Source organism: Streptomyces sp. NBC_01506 (assembly GCF_045040295.1).
Classification (GTDB): Bacteria; Actinomycetota; Actinomycetes; order Streptomycetales; family Streptomycetaceae; genus Streptomyces.
Genome location: NZ_CP109422.1, coordinates 3,727,718 through 3,747,259, shown reverse-complemented (window position 1 = coordinate 3,747,259; position 19,542 = coordinate 3,727,718). Strand labels below are relative to the sequence as shown.

At 70.4% G+C, this 19,542-nt stretch carries 18 protein-coding genes and 1 riboswitch; of the genes, 13 read left to right on the top strand and 5 right to left on the bottom strand.

Annotated features, from left to right (window positions below):
• Window positions 1-272: 272 nt before the first annotated feature.
• Together OG329_RS16310 and OG329_RS16305 are read right to left on the bottom strand one after the other, a co-directional pair.
• Window positions 273-2,315: a flotillin family protein gene (locus tag OG329_RS16310; RefSeq protein ID WP_405795877.1), complete on the bottom strand. Its 2,043-nt coding sequence runs from the start codon at window positions 2,313-2,315 to the stop codon at window positions 273-275.
• A gap of 84 nt (window positions 2,316-2,399) precedes the next feature.
• On the bottom strand, window positions 2,400-3,044 hold the full coding sequence (locus OG329_RS16305) for a hypothetical protein (RefSeq protein ID WP_405795876.1): 645 nt from the start codon (window positions 3,042-3,044) through the stop codon (window positions 2,400-2,402).
• 273 nt (window positions 3,045-3,317) lie between these two features.
• Between OG329_RS16305 and OG329_RS16300 the strand changes: the two genes are divergently transcribed.
• The 3 genes from OG329_RS16300 (at window position 3,318) to OG329_RS16290 (ending at window position 7,149) form a co-directional block, all read left to right on the top strand.
• Window positions 3,318-4,412 carry a PucR family transcriptional regulator gene (locus tag OG329_RS16300; RefSeq protein WP_405795875.1) on the top strand — a complete coding sequence of 365 codons (1,095 nt, stop codon included), beginning with the start codon at window positions 3,318-3,320 and terminating at the stop codon, window positions 4,410-4,412.
• 227 nt (window positions 4,413-4,639) lie between these two features.
• On the top strand, window positions 4,640-6,133 hold the full coding sequence (locus OG329_RS16295; RefSeq protein ID WP_405795874.1) for a hemolysin family protein: 1,494 nt from the start codon (window positions 4,640-4,642) through the stop codon (window positions 6,131-6,133).
• On the top strand, window positions 6,130-7,149 hold the full coding sequence (locus OG329_RS16290) for a hemolysin family protein (protein WP_405795873.1): 1,020 nt from the start codon (window positions 6,130-6,132) through the stop codon (window positions 7,147-7,149). Before OG329_RS16295 ends, OG329_RS16290 begins: the two co-directional genes overlap by 4 nt.
• Window positions 7,150-7,286: 137 nt before the next feature.
• Here OG329_RS16290 and OG329_RS16285 read toward each other — a convergent pair whose 3' ends face one another.
• Window positions 7,287-7,892, bottom strand: a complete 606-nt coding sequence (locus OG329_RS16285) for a histidine phosphatase family protein (RefSeq protein ID WP_405795871.1) — start codon at window positions 7,890-7,892, stop codon at window positions 7,287-7,289.
• A 112-nt stretch (window positions 7,893-8,004) separates the two neighbouring features.
• A riboswitch (cobalamin riboswitch) is annotated at window positions 8,005-8,096 on the top strand.
• 59 nt (window positions 8,097-8,155) lie between these two features.
• Between OG329_RS16285 and OG329_RS16280 the strand changes: the two genes are divergently transcribed.
• The 6 genes from OG329_RS16280 to OG329_RS16255 all read left to right on the top strand — a co-directional run bounded on the left by OG329_RS16280 (window position 8,156) and on the right by OG329_RS16255 (window position 14,196).
• Window positions 8,156-8,392 (top strand): CbtB-domain containing protein, encoded by a 237-nt coding sequence (locus tag OG329_RS16280; RefSeq protein WP_405795870.1) that lies wholly within the window; start codon window positions 8,156-8,158, stop codon window positions 8,390-8,392.
• A 1-nt stretch (window position 8,393) separates the two neighbouring features.
• Entirely contained in the window at window positions 8,394-9,200 is an 807-nt protein-coding gene (locus OG329_RS16275; protein ID WP_405795869.1) for a CbtA family protein, read from the top strand.
• A gap of 279 nt (window positions 9,201-9,479) precedes the next feature.
• Complete coding sequence (gene kdpF / locus OG329_RS16270; protein ID WP_078075662.1) at window positions 9,480-9,569, top strand: K(+)-transporting ATPase subunit F; 90 nt, start codon at window positions 9,480-9,482, stop codon at window positions 9,567-9,569.
• A gap of 6 nt (window positions 9,570-9,575) precedes the next feature.
• Window positions 9,576-11,240, top strand: a complete 1,665-nt coding sequence (gene kdpA / locus OG329_RS16265; RefSeq protein ID WP_405795867.1) for a potassium-transporting ATPase subunit KdpA — start codon at window positions 9,576-9,578, stop codon at window positions 11,238-11,240.
• Window positions 11,237-13,525 carry a potassium-transporting ATPase subunit KdpB gene (gene kdpB, locus OG329_RS16260; protein ID WP_405795865.1) on the top strand — a complete coding sequence of 763 codons (2,289 nt, stop codon included), beginning with the start codon at window positions 11,237-11,239 and terminating at the stop codon, window positions 13,523-13,525. Before kdpA ends, kdpB begins: the two co-directional genes overlap by 4 nt.
• A gap of 5 nt (window positions 13,526-13,530) precedes the next feature.
• Window positions 13,531-14,196, top strand: a complete 666-nt coding sequence (locus OG329_RS16255; RefSeq protein ID WP_405795863.1) for a potassium-transporting ATPase subunit C — start codon at window positions 13,531-13,533, stop codon at window positions 14,194-14,196.
• 71 nt (window positions 14,197-14,267) lie between these two features.
• On the opposite strand, the gene OG329_RS16250 is transcribed toward OG329_RS16255, so the two are convergent.
• Entirely contained in the window at window positions 14,268-14,852 is a 585-nt protein-coding gene (locus OG329_RS16250) for a GNAT family N-acetyltransferase (protein WP_405795862.1), read from the bottom strand.
• Window positions 14,853-14,972: 120 nt separating this feature from the next.
• On the opposite strand from OG329_RS16250, the gene OG329_RS16245 reads away from it, so the two are divergent.
• The 3 genes from OG329_RS16245 to OG329_RS16235 all read left to right on the top strand — a co-directional run bounded on the left by OG329_RS16245 (window position 14,973) and on the right by OG329_RS16235 (window position 17,499).
• On the top strand, window positions 14,973-15,431 hold the full coding sequence (locus tag OG329_RS16245; protein WP_405795860.1) for a MarR family winged helix-turn-helix transcriptional regulator: 459 nt from the start codon (window positions 14,973-14,975) through the stop codon (window positions 15,429-15,431).
• A gap of 137 nt (window positions 15,432-15,568) precedes the next feature.
• Window positions 15,569-16,954, top strand: coding sequence for an MFS transporter (locus tag OG329_RS16240; protein ID WP_405801874.1), 1,386 nt, complete (start codon window positions 15,569-15,571; stop codon window positions 16,952-16,954).
• Window positions 16,951-17,499 (top strand): cysteine hydrolase family protein, encoded by a 549-nt coding sequence (locus OG329_RS16235; protein WP_405795859.1) that lies wholly within the window; start codon window positions 16,951-16,953, stop codon window positions 17,497-17,499. The genes OG329_RS16240 and OG329_RS16235 overlap by 4 nt, the downstream gene beginning before the upstream one ends.
• 99 nt (window positions 17,500-17,598) lie before the next feature.
• Here OG329_RS16235 and OG329_RS16230 read toward each other — a convergent pair whose 3' ends face one another.
• Window positions 17,599-18,468: a glycosyltransferase family 2 protein gene (locus OG329_RS16230; protein WP_405795857.1), complete on the bottom strand. Its 870-nt coding sequence runs from the start codon at window positions 18,466-18,468 to the stop codon at window positions 17,599-17,601.
• Window positions 18,469-18,670: 202 nt separating this feature from the next.
• On the opposite strand from OG329_RS16230, the gene OG329_RS16225 reads away from it, so the two are divergent.
• Entirely contained in the window at window positions 18,671-19,540 is an 870-nt protein-coding gene (locus tag OG329_RS16225) for an RNA polymerase sigma-70 factor (protein ID WP_405801872.1), read from the top strand.
• The last annotated feature ends 2 nt before the right edge of the window (window positions 19,541-19,542 follow it).

Here is a 19,542-nt window from a genome sequence, read left to right as displayed (position 1 = left end):
GGTGCGCCGCGCCCGAGGAGACCTCGGCCGCGCTGCGGCGCACGGCGCCTCGCCGCCACAGCGCGGCCCCGTTGCCGCCCCGTGGCGGTCGCGGGCCCGCCCTTGCGGGCGGACGGCGCTGTCCGACCGCAAGGGCCCCGCGGCCGTCCGTGCGCCGTGCCGGTGAGACTTCCGCCGCTCCCTGGCGGTCACGGGCCCTGCCCTGCGCGCGGTTCGCGCTGTCCGGGCACACGCGCCCGCGACCGGGGCGGTGGCTTCGCGGTGGGGCCTCGTCACGCCTTGAGCGCGCCGTTCAGCTTCGCGCTCAGGTCCGCACCGCCCGCGACCACGCCCCCGCCCCCGCCGCTCAGCTCCGCGAGCGGCATGTCCGCCAGGCCCAACTGCTTCGCCTTGTCGAGCAGTTCACCGAGCAGGGCGCTCTGCGGCCCCGCGCCGGTGCCCGACGCCATCAGCTTCGTCAGCAGCGCCGACACCGTCAGATTCCGTACGTCGGCCGTCGACACCGACCCGAGCATCTTCGCCAGGTCGTCCGTGAAGCTCGCCGAGCCGTCCAGCCACGGGCCCGCCAGCGTCCGCGCGGTGTCCGAGTGCTGGATGAAGCCGTCCAGGCCCTTGCCGAGCGAGATCGACGACACGAGCCGGTCGAAGAACACGGTGTCGCCGCCGACGATGTTGATGTCCGCGCTCTCCAGGCCCGTCGCCAGGACCGCCGCCTGCGCCTCGGCGACCTGCCGCTGCGTCTCGAGGCCCGCGAGCCGTACCTCCTTGTCCGCCTCCAGCCGCAGCCGGTACTCCTCGTGGCCCCGCGACGCCTCGTCCAGCGCGGCCATCGCCGCCGCCTTCTCCGTCAGCCCGGCCGCCTCGGCGCGCAGCCGTGCCTCCGTCGCCCCGGCCTCCGCGCGGCCGGCCTTCTCGACCGCGTCGGCCTCCTTCTCCCGTACCTGCACCGCCGCCAGACCGACAGCCGCAGTCTCGGCCTGGATGCCCTGCGCCAGCCGCGTCTTGGCCGTCGCGTCCAGGTCCGCCGACTTCACCCGTGCCTCGGCGAGCGTGATCTGCTCGGCCGCCCGGTGGACCGCCGCCTGCTCGGCGGCCTCGGCGGCCTTGATGTCCTTGACCAGTTGCTCCTGCGCCTCGGCCTCCGCCGCGATGACGATCGACTGGCGGTCGCGCTCCGCGGACTCCACGGCGCGCAGCCGCTTGATGGACTCCTCCTGCTCGGCGACCGTACGGTCCACCGCGATCCGCTCACGGATCACCTCGGCGATCTCCCTGCGCTCCGTCTCGACCTCCTTCTCGGCCGAGATACGGGTCAGTTCGGTCTCCCGCTCGCGCGCGATGACCTCGAGGAGGCGGTCCTTCTCGATGCGCTCGGTCTCGATGGCGATGACCCGCTCGCGGTTCTTCTCGGCGACGGCGACCTCACGCGCCTGGTTCTCGCGCTGGATGCCCAACTGCTCCTCCGTACTGAGGAAGGCACTCTGCGACCGCAGCCGCTCCTCCTCACGTACCCGTGCCGTCTCGGCCTCCTCACGGGCCCGTACGGTGTCGATCTCGCGCTTCTGCTTGATCTCGGCGTCGGCCTGCCGGCGCTCCAGCTCCAGGATGGCCTCGCGGGCGTCGACGTTCTGGCGGGTGGTCTCCTTCTCCTCGGTGCGCCGGAACTCGTTGGTGCGTACGTGCTCGATCGCCGTCAGTTCGGTGATCTTCCGGATGCCCTGGGCGTCCAGGATGTTGTTGGTGTCGAGCTGCGCGAGCGGTGTCTGCTCCAGATAGTCGATCGCCGCGTCCTCCAGGCTGTAGCCGTTGAGGTCGGTGCCGATGACCTGGATGATGCGGTCCCTGAACTCGTCGCGCTTGGTGTAGAGATCGGTGAAGTCGAGCTGCTTGCCGACCGTCTTCAGCGCCTCGGAGAACTTGGCGTTGAACAGCTCCTGCAACGTCTCCTTGTCGCTGGCCCGCGCGGTGCCGATGGCCTGGGCGACCTTGATGACGTCCTCGGTGGTCTTGTTGACCCGGACGAAGAACGAGATCCGGATGTCCGCGCGGATGTTGTCGCGGCAGATCAGTCCGTCGCGGCCGGTACGGGTGATGTCGATGGCCTTGACGGAGATGTCCATCGTCTCGGCCTTGTGCAGGACGGGCAGCACGACCTGACCGGTGAAGGTGACGTCGACCTTCCGCATCTTCGAGACGATCAGGGCCTTGCCCTGCTCGACCTTGCGGAACAGCCGGCTGATGACCAGGAGCAGGGCAACGGCGATGAGCAGGACGACGGCGATGAGCACGCCGACGCCCAAGGTGATGGCATCCATGTGAAGTCCTTAGAAAACCGTGCGTGAAGGCGCGTGTGACCAGGGATCGGGCAGGTCGGGCAGGTGGGGCACGTGACGCAGGGGTCAGGCGGCCGACGCGCGCGGATCGAGCGCCGTGTCGTACGGCGCGACCCAGAAGAACTCGCCGGCGTCGTCGTAGGCGTACAGCAGCCCCGTGCTGCCGTTCCTCAGGACCGGCGCGTCGGCCTTCGCCATGTCCGCGCGGTGCTGCCTGACCTGTACGAGGGCGGTGGAGCCGTCCCGCGCGGCGACCTCGGCCTGGCCGAACCAGGCGTCCACCCGCCCCGTGCGGATGGTGCAGGTCAGTCCCACGAAGTCGAGCCGGGACGGCCCGGGTTCGTCGGGGAACAGCGTGTGCAGCGGCCGTACGAGCAGCCGGGTCGCCCACCAGGCGAGCAGTGCCGCGCCGGCCAGGACGGTGAGGGCCAGCGCGGCCCGTACGAGACCGGAGGCGTCGAAGGCGCCGAAGCGCCGCAGTAGTACGGAGGCGGCGAGGCTGCTGAACCAGGCGACCGCCGTCAGCAGGGAGAAGGCCACGGTGACCGGCACTCCGCCGATCCCGGCGGTGTCGAGGTCGACGTCCGAGTCGAAGCTGTCGGTCTCGGCGGCACCGGCCAGTACCAGCAGCCAGAATCCGACGACCACGATCAACGCGGCGGTGAACAGGAAAGTGGGGAATCCGAGTGCCGCGTCGATGAATTCACGCATTCCCGTACCCCCTCGTCCGACGCTCCGCCGTCGTGCCCGACCGGACCGGCCCCGGATGCCGGAGAGCGAGTGCGCGCCCTCCTGCATCCGGAATCCGTCCCCCGTTTCCGTGGTCCGATCCTGTCAGCCGACGGCGCCTGCGCGCATTGCCGGAACCCGGCAATCTTTACGCTTCCTCCATGCCGGGTGCCGTCGCGGGGTCGGGGTCTGACAGGCTGCATGGCATACGCGTTAAGAACGCGTCAGGACGGATCAGGAAGCCGGGGGGACCGGATGACAGACCAGACGGTGACTGTGCGGGGAGCGGATCCGACCGCGCTCCAGGAGTATCTGACCGGCTACGACCGGATCCTCGCGGACGTCGCCGCGACCGGGCGCCGCCTCACCCGCGACGAACTCGACTCACGCCGCGCCCTGGGCGAGCACGCCGCCGAGGCCGGGTACGGCCTGCGGGCCCTCGTCAGCAGGCATCTGACCGCCACCCGCGCCGCCTGGCCCGTCTCCTCGGCCGACACGGCGTCCGCCGACAGCGTCCTGGCCGCCGTCGAGCAGGCGGTCGACGCGTTCGCCGAGGGGTACGAGCGGGCCCAGCGGCTCGCCGTACGCCGCGAGGAGGCGTCCCGGCGCGAGTTCATCGACGACCTGCTGCACGGGCGCAGCGACCTGGGCAGGCTCGCCGAGCGGGCCGGGCGGTTCGGGCTCCAGCTCTCCCACGCGCACGCGGTGGCCGTCGCCGTGGGGGAGAGCGCGTACGCGGAGACCGACACGGTCACCCGCAGCATCGAACTCGCCCTCGTCTCGCGCTTCGGTGACCGCCGCATCCTGCTGACCACCAAGGACGGGCGGCTCATCTGCGTCGCGCCCGCCGACGAGGGCGACGTCCTCACCTACTTCGCGAAGCAGGCGCACGCGGCGACGGACGGCGGGCGGGTCGCCATCGGGCGCGCGCATCCCGGGGCGGGTGGTGTCGTGCAGTCGTACGAGGAAGCCCTCAACGCGCACGACCTCGCCGACCGCATGGGGCTGGACGAGCCGGTGCTGCGCGCGGCCGACCTGCTGGTCTATCCGGTGCTCAGCCGGGACCGGGAGGCGATGACCGATCTCGTACGCAGCGCGCTCGGCCCTCTTACGGAGGCGCGCGGCGGCGCGGGACCGCTGCTCGACACACTGATCGCGTACTTCGACGCGGGGTGTGTGGCGGCGGAGGCGGCGCGGCGGCTGAATCTGAGCGTCCGGGCGCTGACGTACCGGCTGGAGCGCATACACAAGCTCACCGGGTCGGATCCCTCGGAGCCGTACCACCGCTACACGCTCCAGACCGCCGTGATCGGGGCGCGGCTGATGGACTGGCCGGCGAAAGAACTCTGACGGGTGCCACTCGCACGCGAACGGCATTGGTCACTCTCAGTCACCCTTCCGGGGACTCCCATTCTGTTTGCCATTCCTTTACCATGATGTTCCGTCCCTCAGGCCGATCACGGCGGGGACACCCCTACCGACCAAGAAGGAAGCAGCAGTTCCACGATGGAGCCTCCTAGTACCAGCCGTGCCATTCCCTCTCCGCAGCATCTGACCGGCGGAGCGGGGGTGGCACGGTGACCGAGATCTTCCTGCTCCTGATCGCCCTCGCGCTGACCCTCGCCTGCGCCGTCTTCGTCGCCGCCGAGTTCTCCCTCACCACGGTCGAGCGCGACAGCCTGGAGCGCGCCGCCGCGGCCGGCGAGCGAGGCGCCGAAGGCGCCCTGAAGGCCGTCCGGCGCCTGACGTTCCAACTGTCCGGCGCGCAATTGGGCATCACCGTCACCTCCCTGGTCATCGGCATGCTCGCCGAGCCCTCCATGGCCGTGCTGCTGCGCGGACCGCTGGAGGCCGTCGGGCTCGGTTCGGCCGCCTCGGTGGTGGCCACCGTCCTCGGTGTCGTGATCTCCACGGTCGTGCTGATGGTCATCGGCGAGCTGGTCCCCAAGAACTGGGCGATCTCACGCCCCCTGGCCGTCGCCAAGGTCGTCGCGGGCCCGCAGCGCGGCTTCACCGCCGCCTTCGGCCCGCTCATCCGGCATCTCAACAGCACCGCGAACCGGTTCGTCCGGCGCATGGGCCTGGAGCCCACCGACGAGCTGGCCTCCGCCCGTACGCCCGACGAGCTGATCTCGCTGGCCCGGCACTCCGCCGCCGAGGGCGCGCTGGAGCAGGACTCGGCCGAGCTGTTCGTACGGACGCTGCGACTGGGCGAGCTGACCGCGGAGAACGTGATGACGCCCCGCGTCGACGTCCAGGCGCTGGAAGCCGGCGCGACCGCGGCCGACGCGGCCAATCTGACGTACGCCACCGGCCTCTCCCGCTTTCCCGTCTACCGCGACAGCCTGGACGAGGTGATCGGCACGGTCCATATCCGTGACGTCCTCGCCCTCGAGCCCGCGCGGCGTGCCCGGGTGTCCGTCACCGAGCTGGCCAGCGAACCGCTGCTGGTGCCCGACACCCTGACCGCCGACCGGCTGCTGGACAGGCTGCGTGCCGCGCGCACGATGGCCGTCGTCATCGACGAGTACGGCGGCACCGCCGGCGTCGCCACCATGGAGGACATCGTCGAGGAGGTCGTCGGCGAGGTCCGCGACGAGCACGACCCCGTCGAGACCCCCGACCTGCTGCCCGCGCCGCCGGACGCGGCCGGGCTCGCGACCTGGGAGGCGGACGGCAGCGTACGGATCGACGAACTGGCCCGGATCGGGCTGGTCGCCCCGGAGGGGCCGTACGAGACCGTCGCCGGACTCGTCGCGGCCCGCCTCGCCCGCATCCCCGTCGAGGGCGACACGGTTGAGCTGGACGGCTGGCGGCTGGACGTCCTGGACATCGAGCACCACCGCGCGGACCGGGTGCGCGTCACCGAGCCCGCGCGGACGACGGAGCCTGAGACGGAGCCCAGGACGGAGCCCAGGACGGAGCGGGACACGGAGCGCAACTCGGAACGGGACTCGGAGCCGTACGCGGCGTCCGGGCGGGTGCCCCACGCCGGTGGGGCTTCCGCCGACCGCGACGGCTCACCCGACACCGACGACCCCTCACGCCAGTACGCCGGAGAAGCCCGATGACCGCACTGCAACTCGCCATCGGCGCCCTGACGCTGCTCACCAACGCCTTCTTCGTCGGCGCCGAATTCGCCCTGATCGCCGTCCGCCGCAGCCAGATCGAGCCGCACGCCCACAAGGGCGACAAGCGGGCACACACCGTGCTGTACGGGCTGGAGCACCTGTCGGCCATGATGGCCACGGCCCAACTCGGTATCACCGTCTCCTCGTTGGTCCTCGGCGCCGTGGCCGAACCGGCCATCGCGCATCTGCTGGAGCCCGGCTTCGAGGTGGCGCGGGTCCCCGAGGCGCTGGTGCACCCGATCGCGTTCGTGATCGCGCTGACCGTGGCCACGTATCTGCACATGCTGTTCGGCGAGATGGTCCCGAAGAACATCGCGCTCGCCGCGCCCACCAGGACGGCGCTCGTGCTCGGCCCGCCGCTGGTCGCCCTGACCCGCGCGCTGCGTCCGCTGATCTTCGGCATCAACGCGTTCGCCAACGTCCTTCTCCGGCTGATCAAGGTGGAGCCCAAGGACGAGGTCGCCGCCGTCTTCAACGACGACGAACTCGCCCGTATGGTCGCCGTCTCCAGCCAGGCGGGGCTGTTGTCCCCGGCCGACGGCGAACGGCTGCGGGACGCGCTGGAGCTGGGCACCCGCCCGGTCGGCGAACTCCTCGTACCGCTGCGCCGGATGGTCACCGTCGACCACCGGGTGACACCCGAGGCGCTGGAGCGGATAGCGTCGTCGGCCGGATTCTCGCGAATCCCGGTGACCGGGCCGGCGGGAGCCGTCCTGGGCTATCTGCACATCAAGGACACGCTGGGCGTCGCCGACCGGACCAAGCCGTTCCCGCGCGCGGCGCTGCACGCGGTCACGCGGGTCAGGATCGACACCCCGCTGGACGACACGCTCACCGCGCTGCGAGCGGCGGACAGCCATCTGGCGGCGGTGACGGGGGAGGCGGGCACGGTGCTCGGGTTCGTGACGATGGAGGATGTGCTCGGGGAGCTGGTGGGGCCTGCTCCTGCGGGGTGACGGCGCGAATCGCCGGCTTGCGCGGCTCGGGGGCCGCGCTTGTCCTCAATCGCCGGACGGGCTTGATGTGGCGGGCGTCGTCCTCATGACGGCGGGCCGTGGGCGGTGTCCTCAATCGCCGGACGGCTTGATGCGCCCTACCGGGACGCGCCCTGGAGCGGACGGCCGCTGCGCAGATTCCAGCGGCCGTTGCGCCCGCTCAACTCCGTGACCGTCAGCGGCTGTACGTCGATACGCCAGAACACCTGCGTCGGCGCCCCTATCGCGTGCACCGTCAGCGCGCGTACGACATCGGGCTCGGCCACCGCGAGGACGCGCGCCGAGCGGGGCCGGGCGTCGGCGCCCAGCGCGTCGAGCCAGTGGCCCACGCGGGTGTGCAGAGCCCTCAGCGACTCCCCGCCGTGCGGGGTCGCCGTCGGGTCCGCCAGCCAGGCGGCGACCGCCTGCGGCTCCGTGGCGCCGACCTCCTCCAGCCTCATCCCGCGCCAGCGGCCCATCGCGCAGGTACGCAGCTCGGGCAGGGGCTCCGCGACCAGGCCGAGCGCTTCGGCGGTCTGCTTGCAGCGCACCGAGGGGGACGCGAACACCTGGTCGGCGGAGGCGCGTTGTTCGGCGACGGCGACCGATCCCCGTACGGCCTCGGCCTGGCGCAGCCCGGTCGCGTCCAGCGGTCCGTCCGCGAAGCGCGCCTCGCGCAACGCGGTGCTGAGCGCCGGTGAGATCAGCGTGACGCGTGTGGTCATAGCGCTCTCCAGGGTCGTGCGTTCGCGAGGCGCCGCCCGCGCGGGACGCATCGCCCTCTTGGCCGACCTGCCCGATCGCGGTACGTTCACGCTGATATCACGACGGCGAGACGGAAGTCCGGTGAGATTCCGGCACGGTCGCGCCACTGTATGCCGAGCGGCCACCGTCGCGTACGCGCGACGAGGCGGCCCGGTGAGTCAGACCCGATGGCCGTCGTGCGAGCTCCACCGAACGGGACGCGAGTTCCCAAGGAGGTTGTGCCGTGGCTGAGTCCATCGTGCCCCCGGCCGTTTCATCGCCCGCCGGATCGGCGATATCGCCCCTGACTCCCCTGCCCCTGCGGGCCGTTGTGCCCTGGGCGGTCTTCGTGGGCACGCTGATGCTGGTGCTGCTGTACTTCGTCGGTGCCGAACAGGGCGCGACGTCGGTGTTCTCCGGGGCGGGTGTGCACGAGTGGGTGCACGACGGCCGTCATCTGCTCGGCTTCCCCTGCCACTGACATGCATACGTCCACCGTCAGAACCCTTCTGGTCCGCGGCATGATCGCGGGCGTCGTCGCCGGACTGCTCGCCTTCGCGCTCGCCTACGTGGTGGGGGAGCCGTCCATCGACTCCTCCATCGCGCTGGAGGAGTCGCAGTCACAGTCACAGTCGCAGTCCGCGCCGGCGCCTGAGCAGCATGCGCAGCACGAGGAAGAGGAAGCGGAGCTGGTCACGCGCCCGGTGCAGTCGACCTTCGGCCTCGCCACCGGCGTCCTCGTCTACGGGGTGGCCCTGGGCGGCATCGCGTCGCTGGCCTTCGCCTTCTGTCTGGGCCGGGTCGGCCGCTTCCGGCCCCGGGCGACGGCCGCGCTGGTCGCGGGCGCCGCCTTCACCACCGTCTATCTGGTGCCGTTCCTCAAATATCCGGCGACCCCGCCGGCCGTGGGCAATCCCGACACCATCGGCAGGCGCACCACGCTGTTCTTCCTGATGATCGCGCTCAGCGTGCTGGTCGCGCTCATCGCCGTCATCGCCGGACGGCGGCTCGCGCCGACCCTCGGCAACTGGTACGCGACCGTCGCGGCCGGCGGCGGCTATGTGGTGGTCATGGCCGTGGCCTGTCTGCTCCTGCCCGCCAACACCGACGCCGTGAAGGAGACCTTCCCGGCCGCGCTGCTCTGGGAGTTCAGGCTGGCCTCGCTGGCTGTCCAGGCGCTGCTGTGGACGGCCTTCGGGCTGATCTTCGGCGCGCTGGCGGAGCGCGTACTGCGCCCCGTTCCCGCTCCGGAGGCCGTAACGGCCGCGTCGGTGGTACGCACCGGCTGACGCCCGGCAGCACCGCGTCACCCCTTGTGCCCGGCAGGAATCCCTGCCGGGCACAAGACATGTATGGGCCATCCGTGTATGAGATCCGTAAAACGCGCCCCCCGGGCCGTATGGGACTCGTCAACGTCACGCGTGCCCCGGAAAAAAGAGGCTTTCCTCTAGAGGTCCAGGAAATTCCGACCTCATTCAGGAGCTCACGATGGCCGATGTGGCCTTCGTCGTCACCACGATCGCGCTGTTCGCGCTGGTGGCTTTCGTTGCCAAGGGGGTGGCGAAGCTATGACCGCCGAGAACATCGTCGGCCTCGTCGTCGCCGTCGCCCTGCTGGGCTATCTCGTCCTCGCCCTTCTGTACCCGGAGAGGTTCTGAGCCCTGATGAGCCCCGTCCTCGCCGGTGTGCTCCAACTGCTCGCGCTCATGGTGGCGCTGGCTCTGGCGTACCGACCGCTCGGCGACTACATGGCCGGTGTCTACTCCTCCCCGAAGCATTTGCGGGTCGAGAAATGGATCTACCGTGCCATCGGCGCCAATCCCGCCACCGAGATGCGCTGGCCCGCCTATCTGCGCGGAGTTCTCGCCTTCTCGTTGGTGAGTGTCCTCTTTCTTTATCTGATGCAGCGGATCCAGGGCAGTCTGCCCGGTTCGCTCGGCTTCTCGTCGATCGATCCGGACCAGGCGTTCAACACCGCCGCCTCGTTCGTCTCCAACACCAACTGGCAGTCCTACTACGGCGAACAGGCCATGGGCCATGTCGTACAGACCGGCGGCCTGGCGGTGCAGAACTTCCTGTCGGCCGCCGTGGGCATGGCCGTCGCGATCGCGCTCGTACGGGGCTTCGCCCGCTCCCGTACCGGTGAACTCGGCAACTTCTGGGCCGACATGGTGCGCGGCACCATCCGTATCCTGCTGCCGATCGCGCTGGTCGGAGCGATTCTGCTGGTGGCCTGCGGGGCGATCCAGAACTTCGCCGGCATCCACGAGGTCGGCCAGTTCATGGGCGGCAGCCAGCAGTGGAACGGCGGCGCCGTGGCCTCCCAGGAGGCCATCAAGGAGCTGGGCACCAACGGCGGCGGCTACTTCAACGCCAACGCCGCCCACCCCTTCGAGAACCCCAACGGGCTGTCGAACCTCCTTGAGATCTTCCTGATCCTGCTCATTCCCCTCTCGCTCACCCGGACTTTCGGCCGGATGGTCGGCAGCGTCAAGCAGGGTTACGCGATCCTCGCCACGATGGTGACGATCTGGATCGTCTTCACCGCGCTGATGATGTGGACCGAATTCCACCACGGGGGCCCGGCGTTCGACATCGCCGGCGGTGCCACGGAAGGCAAGGAGACCCGGTTCGGAATCGGCGCCTCGTCCATCTTCTCGGTGGCGACGACACTGACCTCAACCGGTGCGGTGAATTCGTTCCTGTCCTCGTACACCGGCTTCGGCGGCGGAATCGCCATGCTGGGAATGCAGTTGGGCGAGATCGCACCCGGCGGGGTGGGCTCCGGACTGTACGGAATCCTTGTCATGGCCGTCATCGCGGTGTTCCTCGCGGGCCTGATGGTCGGCCGTACACCCGAATATCTCGGAAAGAAGATCGGCACCCGCCAGATCAAATTCGCCGCCTGCTACATCCTCATCACCCCGGCCCTGGTGCTCTGTTTCACCGCCGTGGCGATGGCGATGAACACCCCGGCGAATTCGATGACGAACAGCGGCGCGCACGGATTCTCCGAGATTCTGTACGCGTATACGTCGGGCGCCAACAACAACGGTTCGGCGTTCGCCGGGCTCAATGCCGACACCCAGTGGTTCAACACCTCGATCGGTATCGCGATGCTGCTCGGCCGTTTCCTTCCCATGGTGTTCGTGCTGGCGCTCGCCGGCTCGCTCGCCGAGCAGAAACCGGTGCCGATGACGGCGGGCACCCTGCGTACCGACAAGCCTCTGTTCAGCGGGCTGCTCGTCGGCACGATCATGATCGTCGCCGGTCTGACCTACTTCCCGGCGCTCGCGCTGGGACCGCTCGCCGAAGGACTCGCGTCATGAGTACTGCCACTTCCAACCCAACGCCCGATCCCGGCTCAGGCTCCGGCGGCTTCGGGCCCTCGCGGGCGCCGCACTCCGATGTGCCGACCTCGCACCGGCCCGGCGGTGGCGACGGGCGCGTCGGCGGCGGTCTCTTCGACCCCCGGCAGCTCGTCAAGTCCCTCCCCGACGCGCTGCGCAAGCTCGACCCGCGCGTCATGGTCAAGTCGCCCGTGATGTTCGTGGTCGAGGTCGGCTCGGTGTTCACCACCGTGCTGGCGATCACGAAGCCGGGCGAGTGGTTCGGCTGGGCGATCGCCGCCTGGCTGTGGCTGACCACGATCTTCGCCAACCTCGCGGAGGCGGTAGCCGAGGGCCGCGGCAAGGCGCAGGCCGACACCCTCCGCAAGGCCAAGACCGAATCCGTCGCCCGGCGGATCGTCGGCCCGAACGAGGAGCGGGTACCGGGCACCGACCTGCGCGTCGGGGACCGGGTGGTCTGCGAGGCCGGCGACATCATCCCCGGTGACGGCGATGTCGTGGCGGGAGTCGCCTCGGTCGACGAGTCGGCGATCACCGGCGAGTCGGCCCCCGTCATCCGCGAGTCGGGCGGTGACCGCAGCGCGGTCACCGGGGGGACGAAGGTCCTCTCCGACCGTATCGTCATCCAGATCACGACCAAGCCCGGCGAGACCTTCATCGACCGGATGATCGCGCTGGTCGAAGGCGCGGCCCGGCAGAAGACGCCCAACGAGATCGCGCTGAACATCCTTCTCGCGTCCCTCACCGTCGTGTTCCTGCTGGCTGTCGTCACCCTCCAGCCGTTCGCGATCTACGCGGGCGCCGAACAGTCGATGATCGTGCTGACCGCGCTGCTCGTCTGTCTGATCCCCACCACCATCGGGGCGCTGCTCTCGGCCATCGGCATCGCCGGTATGGACCGGCTCGTGCAGCGCAACGTCCTGGCGATGTCGGGGCGCGCGGTGGAGGCGGCGGGGGACGTCTCGACGCTGCTGCTGGACAAGACCGGCACGATCACGCTCGGCAACCGGCAGGCGGCGGGCTTCCTCCCGGTGGAGGGGGTCACCGCCGTCGAACTCGCGGACGCCGCGCAGTTGTCGTCGCTCGCCGACGAGACACCCGAGGGCCGGTCCATCGTCGTGCTGGCGAAGGAGAGGTACGGCCTGCGGGAGCGCAGGCAGGGGGAGTTGGGCCAGGCGGACTGGGTGCCGTTCACGGCGCAGACCCGGATGTCGGGCGTGGACCTGACGGAACTCGTGGACGTCACGGATGACATCGCGGCCACGGATCGCGCGGACGTCACGGATCGCGCGGACGCCACGGATCGCGCGGACGCCACGGGGCGCGTGGACGTCACGAAGAAGGCGCCGGGCCGGCAGGACGGAGCCGTACGCAAGATCCGTAAGGGCGCGGCCGGTTCGGTCGTCGCGTGGGTCGAGCAGCGCGGCGGCCACATCGCGCCGGACGCGGGGACCCTCACCGACCGCATCTCCGAGGACGGCGGCACGCCGCTGCTCGTCGCCGTGGAGGACGGGCGCGGGGCGCGGATCCTGGGCGTCATCCACCTCAAGGACGTCGTCAAGGAGGGCATGCGGGAGCGGTTCGAGGAGCTGCGCCGTATGGGCATCAAGACCGTGATGATCACGGGCGACAACCCGCTGACGGCGCGGGCCATCGCGGAGGAGGCGGGCGTGGACGACTTCCTCGCCGAGGCCACGCCCGAGGACAAGATGGCGCTCATCAGACGTGAGCAGGCGGGCGGCAAGCTCGTCGCGATGACCGGCGACGGTACGAACGACGCCCCCGCGCTGGCCCAGGCGGACGTGGGTGTGGCCATGAACACCGGGACCTCGGCCGCCAAGGAGGCCGGGAACATGGTGGACCTGGACTCCAACCCGACCAAGCTCATCGAGATCGTCGAGATCGGCAAGCAACTGCTCATCACGCGCGGTGCGTTGACGACATTCTCGATCGCCAACGACGTCGCGAAGTACTTCGCGATCATCCCGGCCATGTTCGCCGTCGTCTATCCGGGCCTGGACAGGCTCAACATCATGAGCCTGTCGTCGCCCGAGTCCGCGATCCTCTCGGCGGTGATCTTCAACGCGCTGGTCATCGTCGCGCTGGTGCCCCTGGCGCTGCGCGGCGTGCGCTACCGGCCGATGAGCGCGGACCGGATGCTGCGGCGCAACATCGGGATCTACGGGGTGGGCGGACTGATCGCCCCCTTCGCCGGCATCAAGATCATCGACCTTCTCATCTCACTCATCCCCGGAATCGGTTGATGTCCATGAACACCTCCGTCACGAACACCGCACGGCTCCTGGGCGCCGGGCTGCGCGCCCTGCTCGTACTGACCCTCCTCTGCGGCGTGATCTACCCGCTCGCCGTCATGGGGGTCGGACAGGGCCTCTTCAACCACCAGGCCAACGGCTCCGAGATCAAGTCGGACGGCAAGGTCGTCGGCTCCGAACTCATCGGCCAGCGCTACGACCTGCCGCTGAAGAAGGGCGAGGAGACCCCGGAACCGGACCTGAAGTGGTTCCAGCCCCGTCCGTCCAACGGGCTCGGCACGAACAGCGTGAACACGCGGTACAAGCTGATCCTGTCCGGAGCGACCAACAGGGCCGGGGACAACGAGGAGTTGATCCAGTGGGTGAAGGACGCGAAGGCGGCCGTCATCAAGGACAACTCGGTGAACGGCTACCAGGTCAAGCCGTCGGACGTGCCGCCCGACGCGGTCACCTCGTCGGGCTCGGGGCTGGACCCGGCGATCTCCCCGGAGTACGCGGACATCCAGGTCCACCGCATCGCGGAGAAGAACGGCCTGGACGTGGCGCGGGTGCGGAAGTTGGTGGACGAGCACACGGACGGCCGCATCCTCGGGTTCATCGGCGAGCCGCGCGTGAATGTGCTGGAGCTGAACATCGCGTTGAAGGCGCTTGAAGGCAAGTGAGGGTCCCCGGTCCGGCGGGGTCGGTTGGGCGGGTGCCCGCGTGTCGCGCGGGCACCACGCCACCGGCGTTCTCAGCGTGAGCCGGTGACAGCGGACCGGGCCCGGAACGAGTGCAGGTCGGCCACGGCGAGGGTCTGTTCCGCGTCGTACGCCTCGAAGGTGTCCACGCGCCGGAAGCCGAGACGGGTGGCGAGCTCGAAGGAACGCTCGTTGGCCGTCTGGGTCACCACCAGGACCGGCTGGTCGGGCAGCTCGCCGGCGGCGGCGCGCAACAGGGCCGTGGCGGCCTCGAAGGCCAGCCCCGCACCCCAACTCCCGTGCCGGAGCAGATAGGTCAGCTCCAGCTCGCCGCCTTCCTCGGCGACATGTCCGGGAACGTCGGCCGAGCGGCGGTCGAGTACGAGTGTCCCGATGAGCCGGTCGGTTTCCCTGTCGGCGATGACATAGGTGCCCGGCGTGCCCGCGATGGCGCCGATGCCGTAGGCATCGAAGTACTGCTGGACGACGGCACGGGGCCGGGGGCCGCCGAGGTGGGCGCGGACTTGTGGATCGGTCTGGAGCTCGATGAGGCCGTCGATATCGGCGTCGCGCGCTGTGCGCAGCCGCAGACGGTCGGTGGTGATCTCGGTGGCGGACAGTGTGGGGAGGGCGCTCATAGGCCCATTGTTCCGGCTCGGGTCCGGACTCGGCGGATCCGGGCAGCACCGTCTGTCGCTCGTCTGTCGCTCGCGTGTCGATAGTTGCGCAGGCTGGACTGCGCAAGTTAGCCTGCGTATATGAGTGAGACGGCCAGCACCCCCGACGGCGTGTCCGAATCGGCCGCGCGAGCGGCCCGTGAGATCCGGGTGGTCTTCAGCCGGATGAGACGCCGGATGCGCGAGACGTACGACCCCGGCGACCTCACCCCGTCCCAGATGTCCCTCCTCAGCAGGCTGGACAAGGACGGCGAGGCGTCGGTCAGCGACCTGGCCGCCGCCGAACGCGTCCGGCACCAGTCGGTCGCCGCCCATGTCGGCACCCTGGTGGAGCGCGGCCTCGTCTCCCGCCGCCAGGACGCCGACGACGGCCGCCGTCAGTTGGTCTTCGTCACCGACAGCGGCCATGAGTTCCTGGAGGACCGCCGCAGGGCGGGCGAGAGCTGGCTGACCCGTGCGCTGGAGGACGAGTGCACGGAAGAGGAGCGCCGGGCCCTGCTTGAGGCGGTGGCCCTGCTCGAACGGATCGTCCGGTCATGAAGGTGACCGGACATCTGACCCGCGTACGGCACGGGCTGCACCAACTGCACCTGCCGCGCCCCGGCGGAGCCAAAGGACCGGCCGAGGGACCGGCCGAGGGACCGGCCGGTGGATTCAACCGGCGCCTGCTGGCCCCGATGATGGTGGGATCGGTGCTCAACCCGGTCAACTCCTCCATCATCTCGGTGTCGTTGGTGCCGATCGGCGCCGCGTTCGGCGCCCCGCCCTCCCGGACGGCGTGGCTCATCTCCGCGCTCTATCTGGCCACCGCCATCGGTCAACCCGTCGTAGGACGGCTGATCGACCTCTTCGGACCACGCCGGCTGTTCCTCGCCGGTACGGCGCTGACCGGCATCGCCGGTGTCATCGGCATGTTCGCCCCCAACCTCGGGGTGCTCATCGCCGCCCGCGTACTCCTCGGCTTCGGCACCTGCGCCGGCTATCCGGCGGCCATGTATCTCATCCGCAGCGAGGCCCGGCGTACCGGCGAGGCGAGCCCCGCCGGTGTCCTGACCGCCCTCGCCGTCACCACCCAGACCATCGCCGTCATCGGCCCGAGCCTCGGCGGCCTGCTGGTCGGCGTCGGTGGCTGGCGCGCGACCCTGGCCGTCAACATCCCGCTGGCGCTGGCCGGTCTGTACCTCGGCGCGCGCCGCCTGCCCGTGACACCCCCTTCCCACCGTGCGGACGGCCGTCACCCCGCGAGCGCCCTGGACCTGCCGGGCATGGGCCTGTTCGCCGTGGCGCTCGTCTGTCTGCTGCTGTTCCTGATGAACCCCGGTGCCGGCGCCTGGTACCTCCCGCTCCTGACCGTCGCCGCCGGGGCCGGCTTCACCTGGCGCGAACTGCGGGCGCGGCAGCCCTTCATCGACGTACGCGTACTCGGCGGCAACCTGCCGCTCCTGGCCACGTACATCCGGACCCTGCTCTGCTACATCGTCATCTACGCCTTCCTGTACGGCTACACGCAGTGGACGCAGCAGGGACGCGGACTGTCCCCCTCCGAGGCCGGCCTGGTCCAACTGCCCCTGTTCGCCACGGCGATCGTCGTCTCCACCCTCACCGGACGGCGCCAGGCCATCCGCGGCAAACTCCTGGTGGGCGCCCTCGGCCAGACAGCAGGCTGCGCCCTGCTGTTCCTGCTGCACGGCAGCAGCCCCGTGTGGCTGCTCCTGGCCGTCGTGTTCGTCTTCGGAGTCCCGCAGGGCCTGAACAGCCTCGCCCTCCAGAACGCCGTCTTCCACCAGGCCGACGGCGAACGCATGGCGTCCTCCGCCGGGCTCCTGCGCACCTTCGGCTACCTCGGCGCGATCATCGCCGCCGCGGCCAACGGCGCCTTCTACGGCGAACGCGCCGACACCGGCGGGCTGCACCATCTCGCCGCCTTCATGCTCGCCGTCAGCGTCCTGTTCCTCGCGATGACCGTCGTCGACCGCTCCCTGCGCCGCGTCGGCGCACCGCGCGAGACCCCAACCCCTGACCCACTCCCCGACACCAAGGAACCGAAGGAAGAAGCACCATGACCAACTCCGCCCTGCTCGTGATGGACGTCCAGCAGGCCATCACCGCCCGTATCCCCGACCCCGACTACGTCCCCCGCGTCGCACGCGCCGTCGCCGCGGCCCGATCCGCCGGCGTACCCGTCGTGTTCGTCGTCATCGGCTTCCGCCCCGGCCGCCCGGAGACCAAGTCCAGCCCGGCCTTCAGCGCCCTGCCGGACAGAGCCTTCACCGACGACGACCCCCTCGCCGCCATCCACCCGGACGTCGCGCCCCGCCCCGACGAGATCATCGTCACCAAGAAGCGCGTCAGCGCCTTCGCCGGCAGTGACCTCGACCTCGTGCTGCGCGGCGGCGCCGTCGACCATCTGATCCTGACCGGCATCGCCACCGGCGGCGTCGTCCTGTCGACCCTGCGCCAGGCCGCCGACCTCGACTACCGCCTCACCGTCCTGGCAGACGGCTGCGCCGACACCGACCCCGAGGTGCACCACGTGCTGACGGAGAAGGTCTTCCCGCGCCAGGCGGACGTCACCACCGTCGACGCCTGGGTCGCCGACCTCGCCTGAGCGCGGCGTACGGGCGCGGCTCGGCAGGACCGCACGGCACGACCGCACGGCAGGACCGCACGGCACGACCGCACGGCAGGACCGCACGGCACGACCGCTCTACACGACCGGCGGCCGGCCCAGCCGCGCCATCCGCCCAACCGTGCGCCACCGCATGGGCTTTCGCGTACCGCAGGGCGTACGCACCCCCTCCGCGAATCCCCCGAACCAGGCCCGCAGCCCACCCGGCGAACGCGTCCTGGCCACGGTCAACAGGATCCAGACCCCCAGATATACGGGGACGAGCACGGCCGGCAGATGACGGCGGGCCATCCAGACCCGGTTACGTGCGGTCATCCGGTAGAAGACGGCGTGCCTGGCCGGCGACGTACGAGGATGCCGGAGCACCAGCCCCGGCTCGTAAAGGATCTTCCAGTCCGCGTCCAGCGCGCGCCAGGCGAGGTCGGTCTCCTCGTGCGTGAAGAAGAACGCGTCCGGCCAGCCGCCGATCTCGTCCAGCATCGGCATCGACAGCCCGTGTCCGCCGCCGAGGAACGTGGTCACCTCCCCACCCCGCATCGGATCCCCGGCCCGCAGCCGGGGCACGTGCCGCCGCTGGGTGAAGCCGGTCTCGTCGGCGATACGGAAGCTGACGACGCCGAGCCGGGGATCGTCCGCGTACAGGTCGGCGAGCCGGGCGAACACGTCGTCCGCGATCAGCAGCCCGTCGTCGTCCAGATCCACGAGTACGTCGACGTCCCCGCGCAGCTCCCGCACAGCGAGGTTGCGTCCGGCGGGCAGCCCGACGTTCCGCGCCAACTCGATCCCGACGACCCCGTCGGGCAACTCGGGCAACGGACAACCGTTACCGACGACCACGACCCGCGCGGCGGGCTGCGACTGCGCGCCGACGGAGGCGAGCAACGCCCGCAGCTCGTCGGGCCGATCACCCATGGTCAGTACGGCGACACCCACCCGGGGTCGGGACATACGGCCACCACTCCAGTCGCGCTCGGGAACATCGGAAGTGCCTGAGGCCAGTGCTTTCGCCGGGAAAGCCGGACAACCCGTCACACGCGCCGAGCCGCCGGTGTCTCCATGCCCGAGCAGGCTGACGCGAGGAGCAGACATGACCAGCCAGTCCGGGAAGAAGCTCGACGTTCCCGTGCCCGCACCCCGTACCCTCCGCACCATGACCGACGACCCGTTCGTCACCCATCGCGGCCTGCTGTTCACCGTCGCCTACGAAATGCTCGGCTCGGCGGCCGACGCCGAGGACGTCGTCCAGGAGACATGGCTGCGATGGGCCGGCGTCGACCCCGGCGTCGTGCGCGAGCCGCGTGCCTATCTGGTGCGGATCGTCACCCGGCAGGCGCTCAACCGGCTGCGGTCGCTGGCGCGGCGCCGCGAGGATTACATCGGCGAGTGGCTGCCCGAACCGCTGCTGACCTCGCCCGACGTCGCCGAGGACGTGGAACTCGCCGAGAGCGTGTCGATCGCGATGCTCACCGTGCTGGAGACGCTGGGGCCGACCGAGCGCGCGGTGTTCGTGCTGCGCGAGGTGTTCGAGGCGCCGTACGACGACATCGCCGACGCGGTCGGCAAGACGCCGGCCGCCGTGCGGCAGATCGCGCACCGGGCACGGCAGCACGTCGCCGCGCGGCGCCCGCGGATGCGGGTGGACCGGGCCGAACAGCGGGCGGCCACCGAGAAGTTCATGGCCGCGCTCAGCACCGGGGACCTCCAGGGTCTGCTCGACGTACTGGCGCCCGACGTGGTGCTGATCTCCGACGGCGGAGGTGTGGTGCGCGCCGCCCGGCGTCCGATCACGGGCGGGGCGACGGTGGCCATGGTCCTGACCACGGCGGTCAACCGAATGAGTCGCTTCGAGATCAGCGGCGTCTGGCTCAACGGCGCGCTCGGCGCCCGGATCGACGTCGACGGCGAACTCGGCGCCGCGGTCGGCCTGACCGTCGAGAACGGCCGGATCACCCGGATCCTCACGATCGGCAACCCGCACAAGCTGTCGTGGCTCGCGACGGAGGCGAATCTGGCGCGGTAGCC

Bases quoted from the DNA above. Each gene is read 5' to 3' on its own strand.
- OG329_RS16255 (WP_405795863.1), top strand. From the start codon at position 13,531: ATGAACACCTCCGTCACGAACACCGCACGGCTCCTGGGCGCCGGGCTG.
- OG329_RS16250 (WP_405795862.1), bottom strand. From the start codon at position 14,852: ATGAGCGCCCTCCCCACACTGTCCGCCACCGAGATCACCACCGACCGT.
- kdpB (WP_405795865.1), top strand. From the start codon at position 11,237: ATGAGTACTGCCACTTCCAACCCAACGCCCGATCCCGGCTCAGGCTCC.
- OG329_RS16245 (WP_405795860.1), top strand. From the start codon at position 14,973: ATGAGTGAGACGGCCAGCACCCCCGACGGCGTGTCCGAATCGGCCGCG.
- OG329_RS16275 (WP_405795869.1), top strand. From the start codon at position 8,394: ATGCATACGTCCACCGTCAGAACCCTTCTGGTCCGCGGCATGATCGCG.
- OG329_RS16235 (WP_405795859.1), top strand. From the start codon at position 16,951: ATGACCAACTCCGCCCTGCTCGTGATGGACGTCCAGCAGGCCATCACC.
- OG329_RS16290 (WP_405795873.1), top strand. From the start codon at position 6,130: ATGACCGCACTGCAACTCGCCATCGGCGCCCTGACGCTGCTCACCAAC.
- OG329_RS16285 (WP_405795871.1), bottom strand. From the start codon at position 7,892: ATGACCACACGCGTCACGCTGATCTCACCGGCGCTCAGCACCGCGTTG.
- OG329_RS16310 (WP_405795877.1), bottom strand. From the start codon at position 2,315: ATGGATGCCATCACCTTGGGCGTCGGCGTGCTCATCGCCGTCGTCCTG.
- OG329_RS16230 (WP_405795857.1), bottom strand. From the start codon at position 18,468: ATGTCCCGACCCCGGGTGGGTGTCGCCGTACTGACCATGGGTGATCGG.
- OG329_RS16300 (WP_405795875.1), top strand. From the start codon at position 3,318: ATGACAGACCAGACGGTGACTGTGCGGGGAGCGGATCCGACCGCGCTC.
- kdpA (WP_405795867.1), top strand. From the start codon at position 9,576: ATGAGCCCCGTCCTCGCCGGTGTGCTCCAACTGCTCGCGCTCATGGTG.
- OG329_RS16225 (WP_405801872.1), top strand. From the start codon at position 18,671: ATGACCGACGACCCGTTCGTCACCCATCGCGGCCTGCTGTTCACCGTC.
- kdpF (WP_078075662.1), top strand. From the start codon at position 9,480: ATGACCGCCGAGAACATCGTCGGCCTCGTCGTCGCCGTCGCCCTGCTG.
- OG329_RS16305 (WP_405795876.1), bottom strand. From the start codon at position 3,044: ATGCGTGAATTCATCGACGCGGCACTCGGATTCCCCACTTTCCTGTTC.
- OG329_RS16240 (WP_405801874.1), top strand. From the start codon at position 15,569: ATGATGGTGGGATCGGTGCTCAACCCGGTCAACTCCTCCATCATCTCG.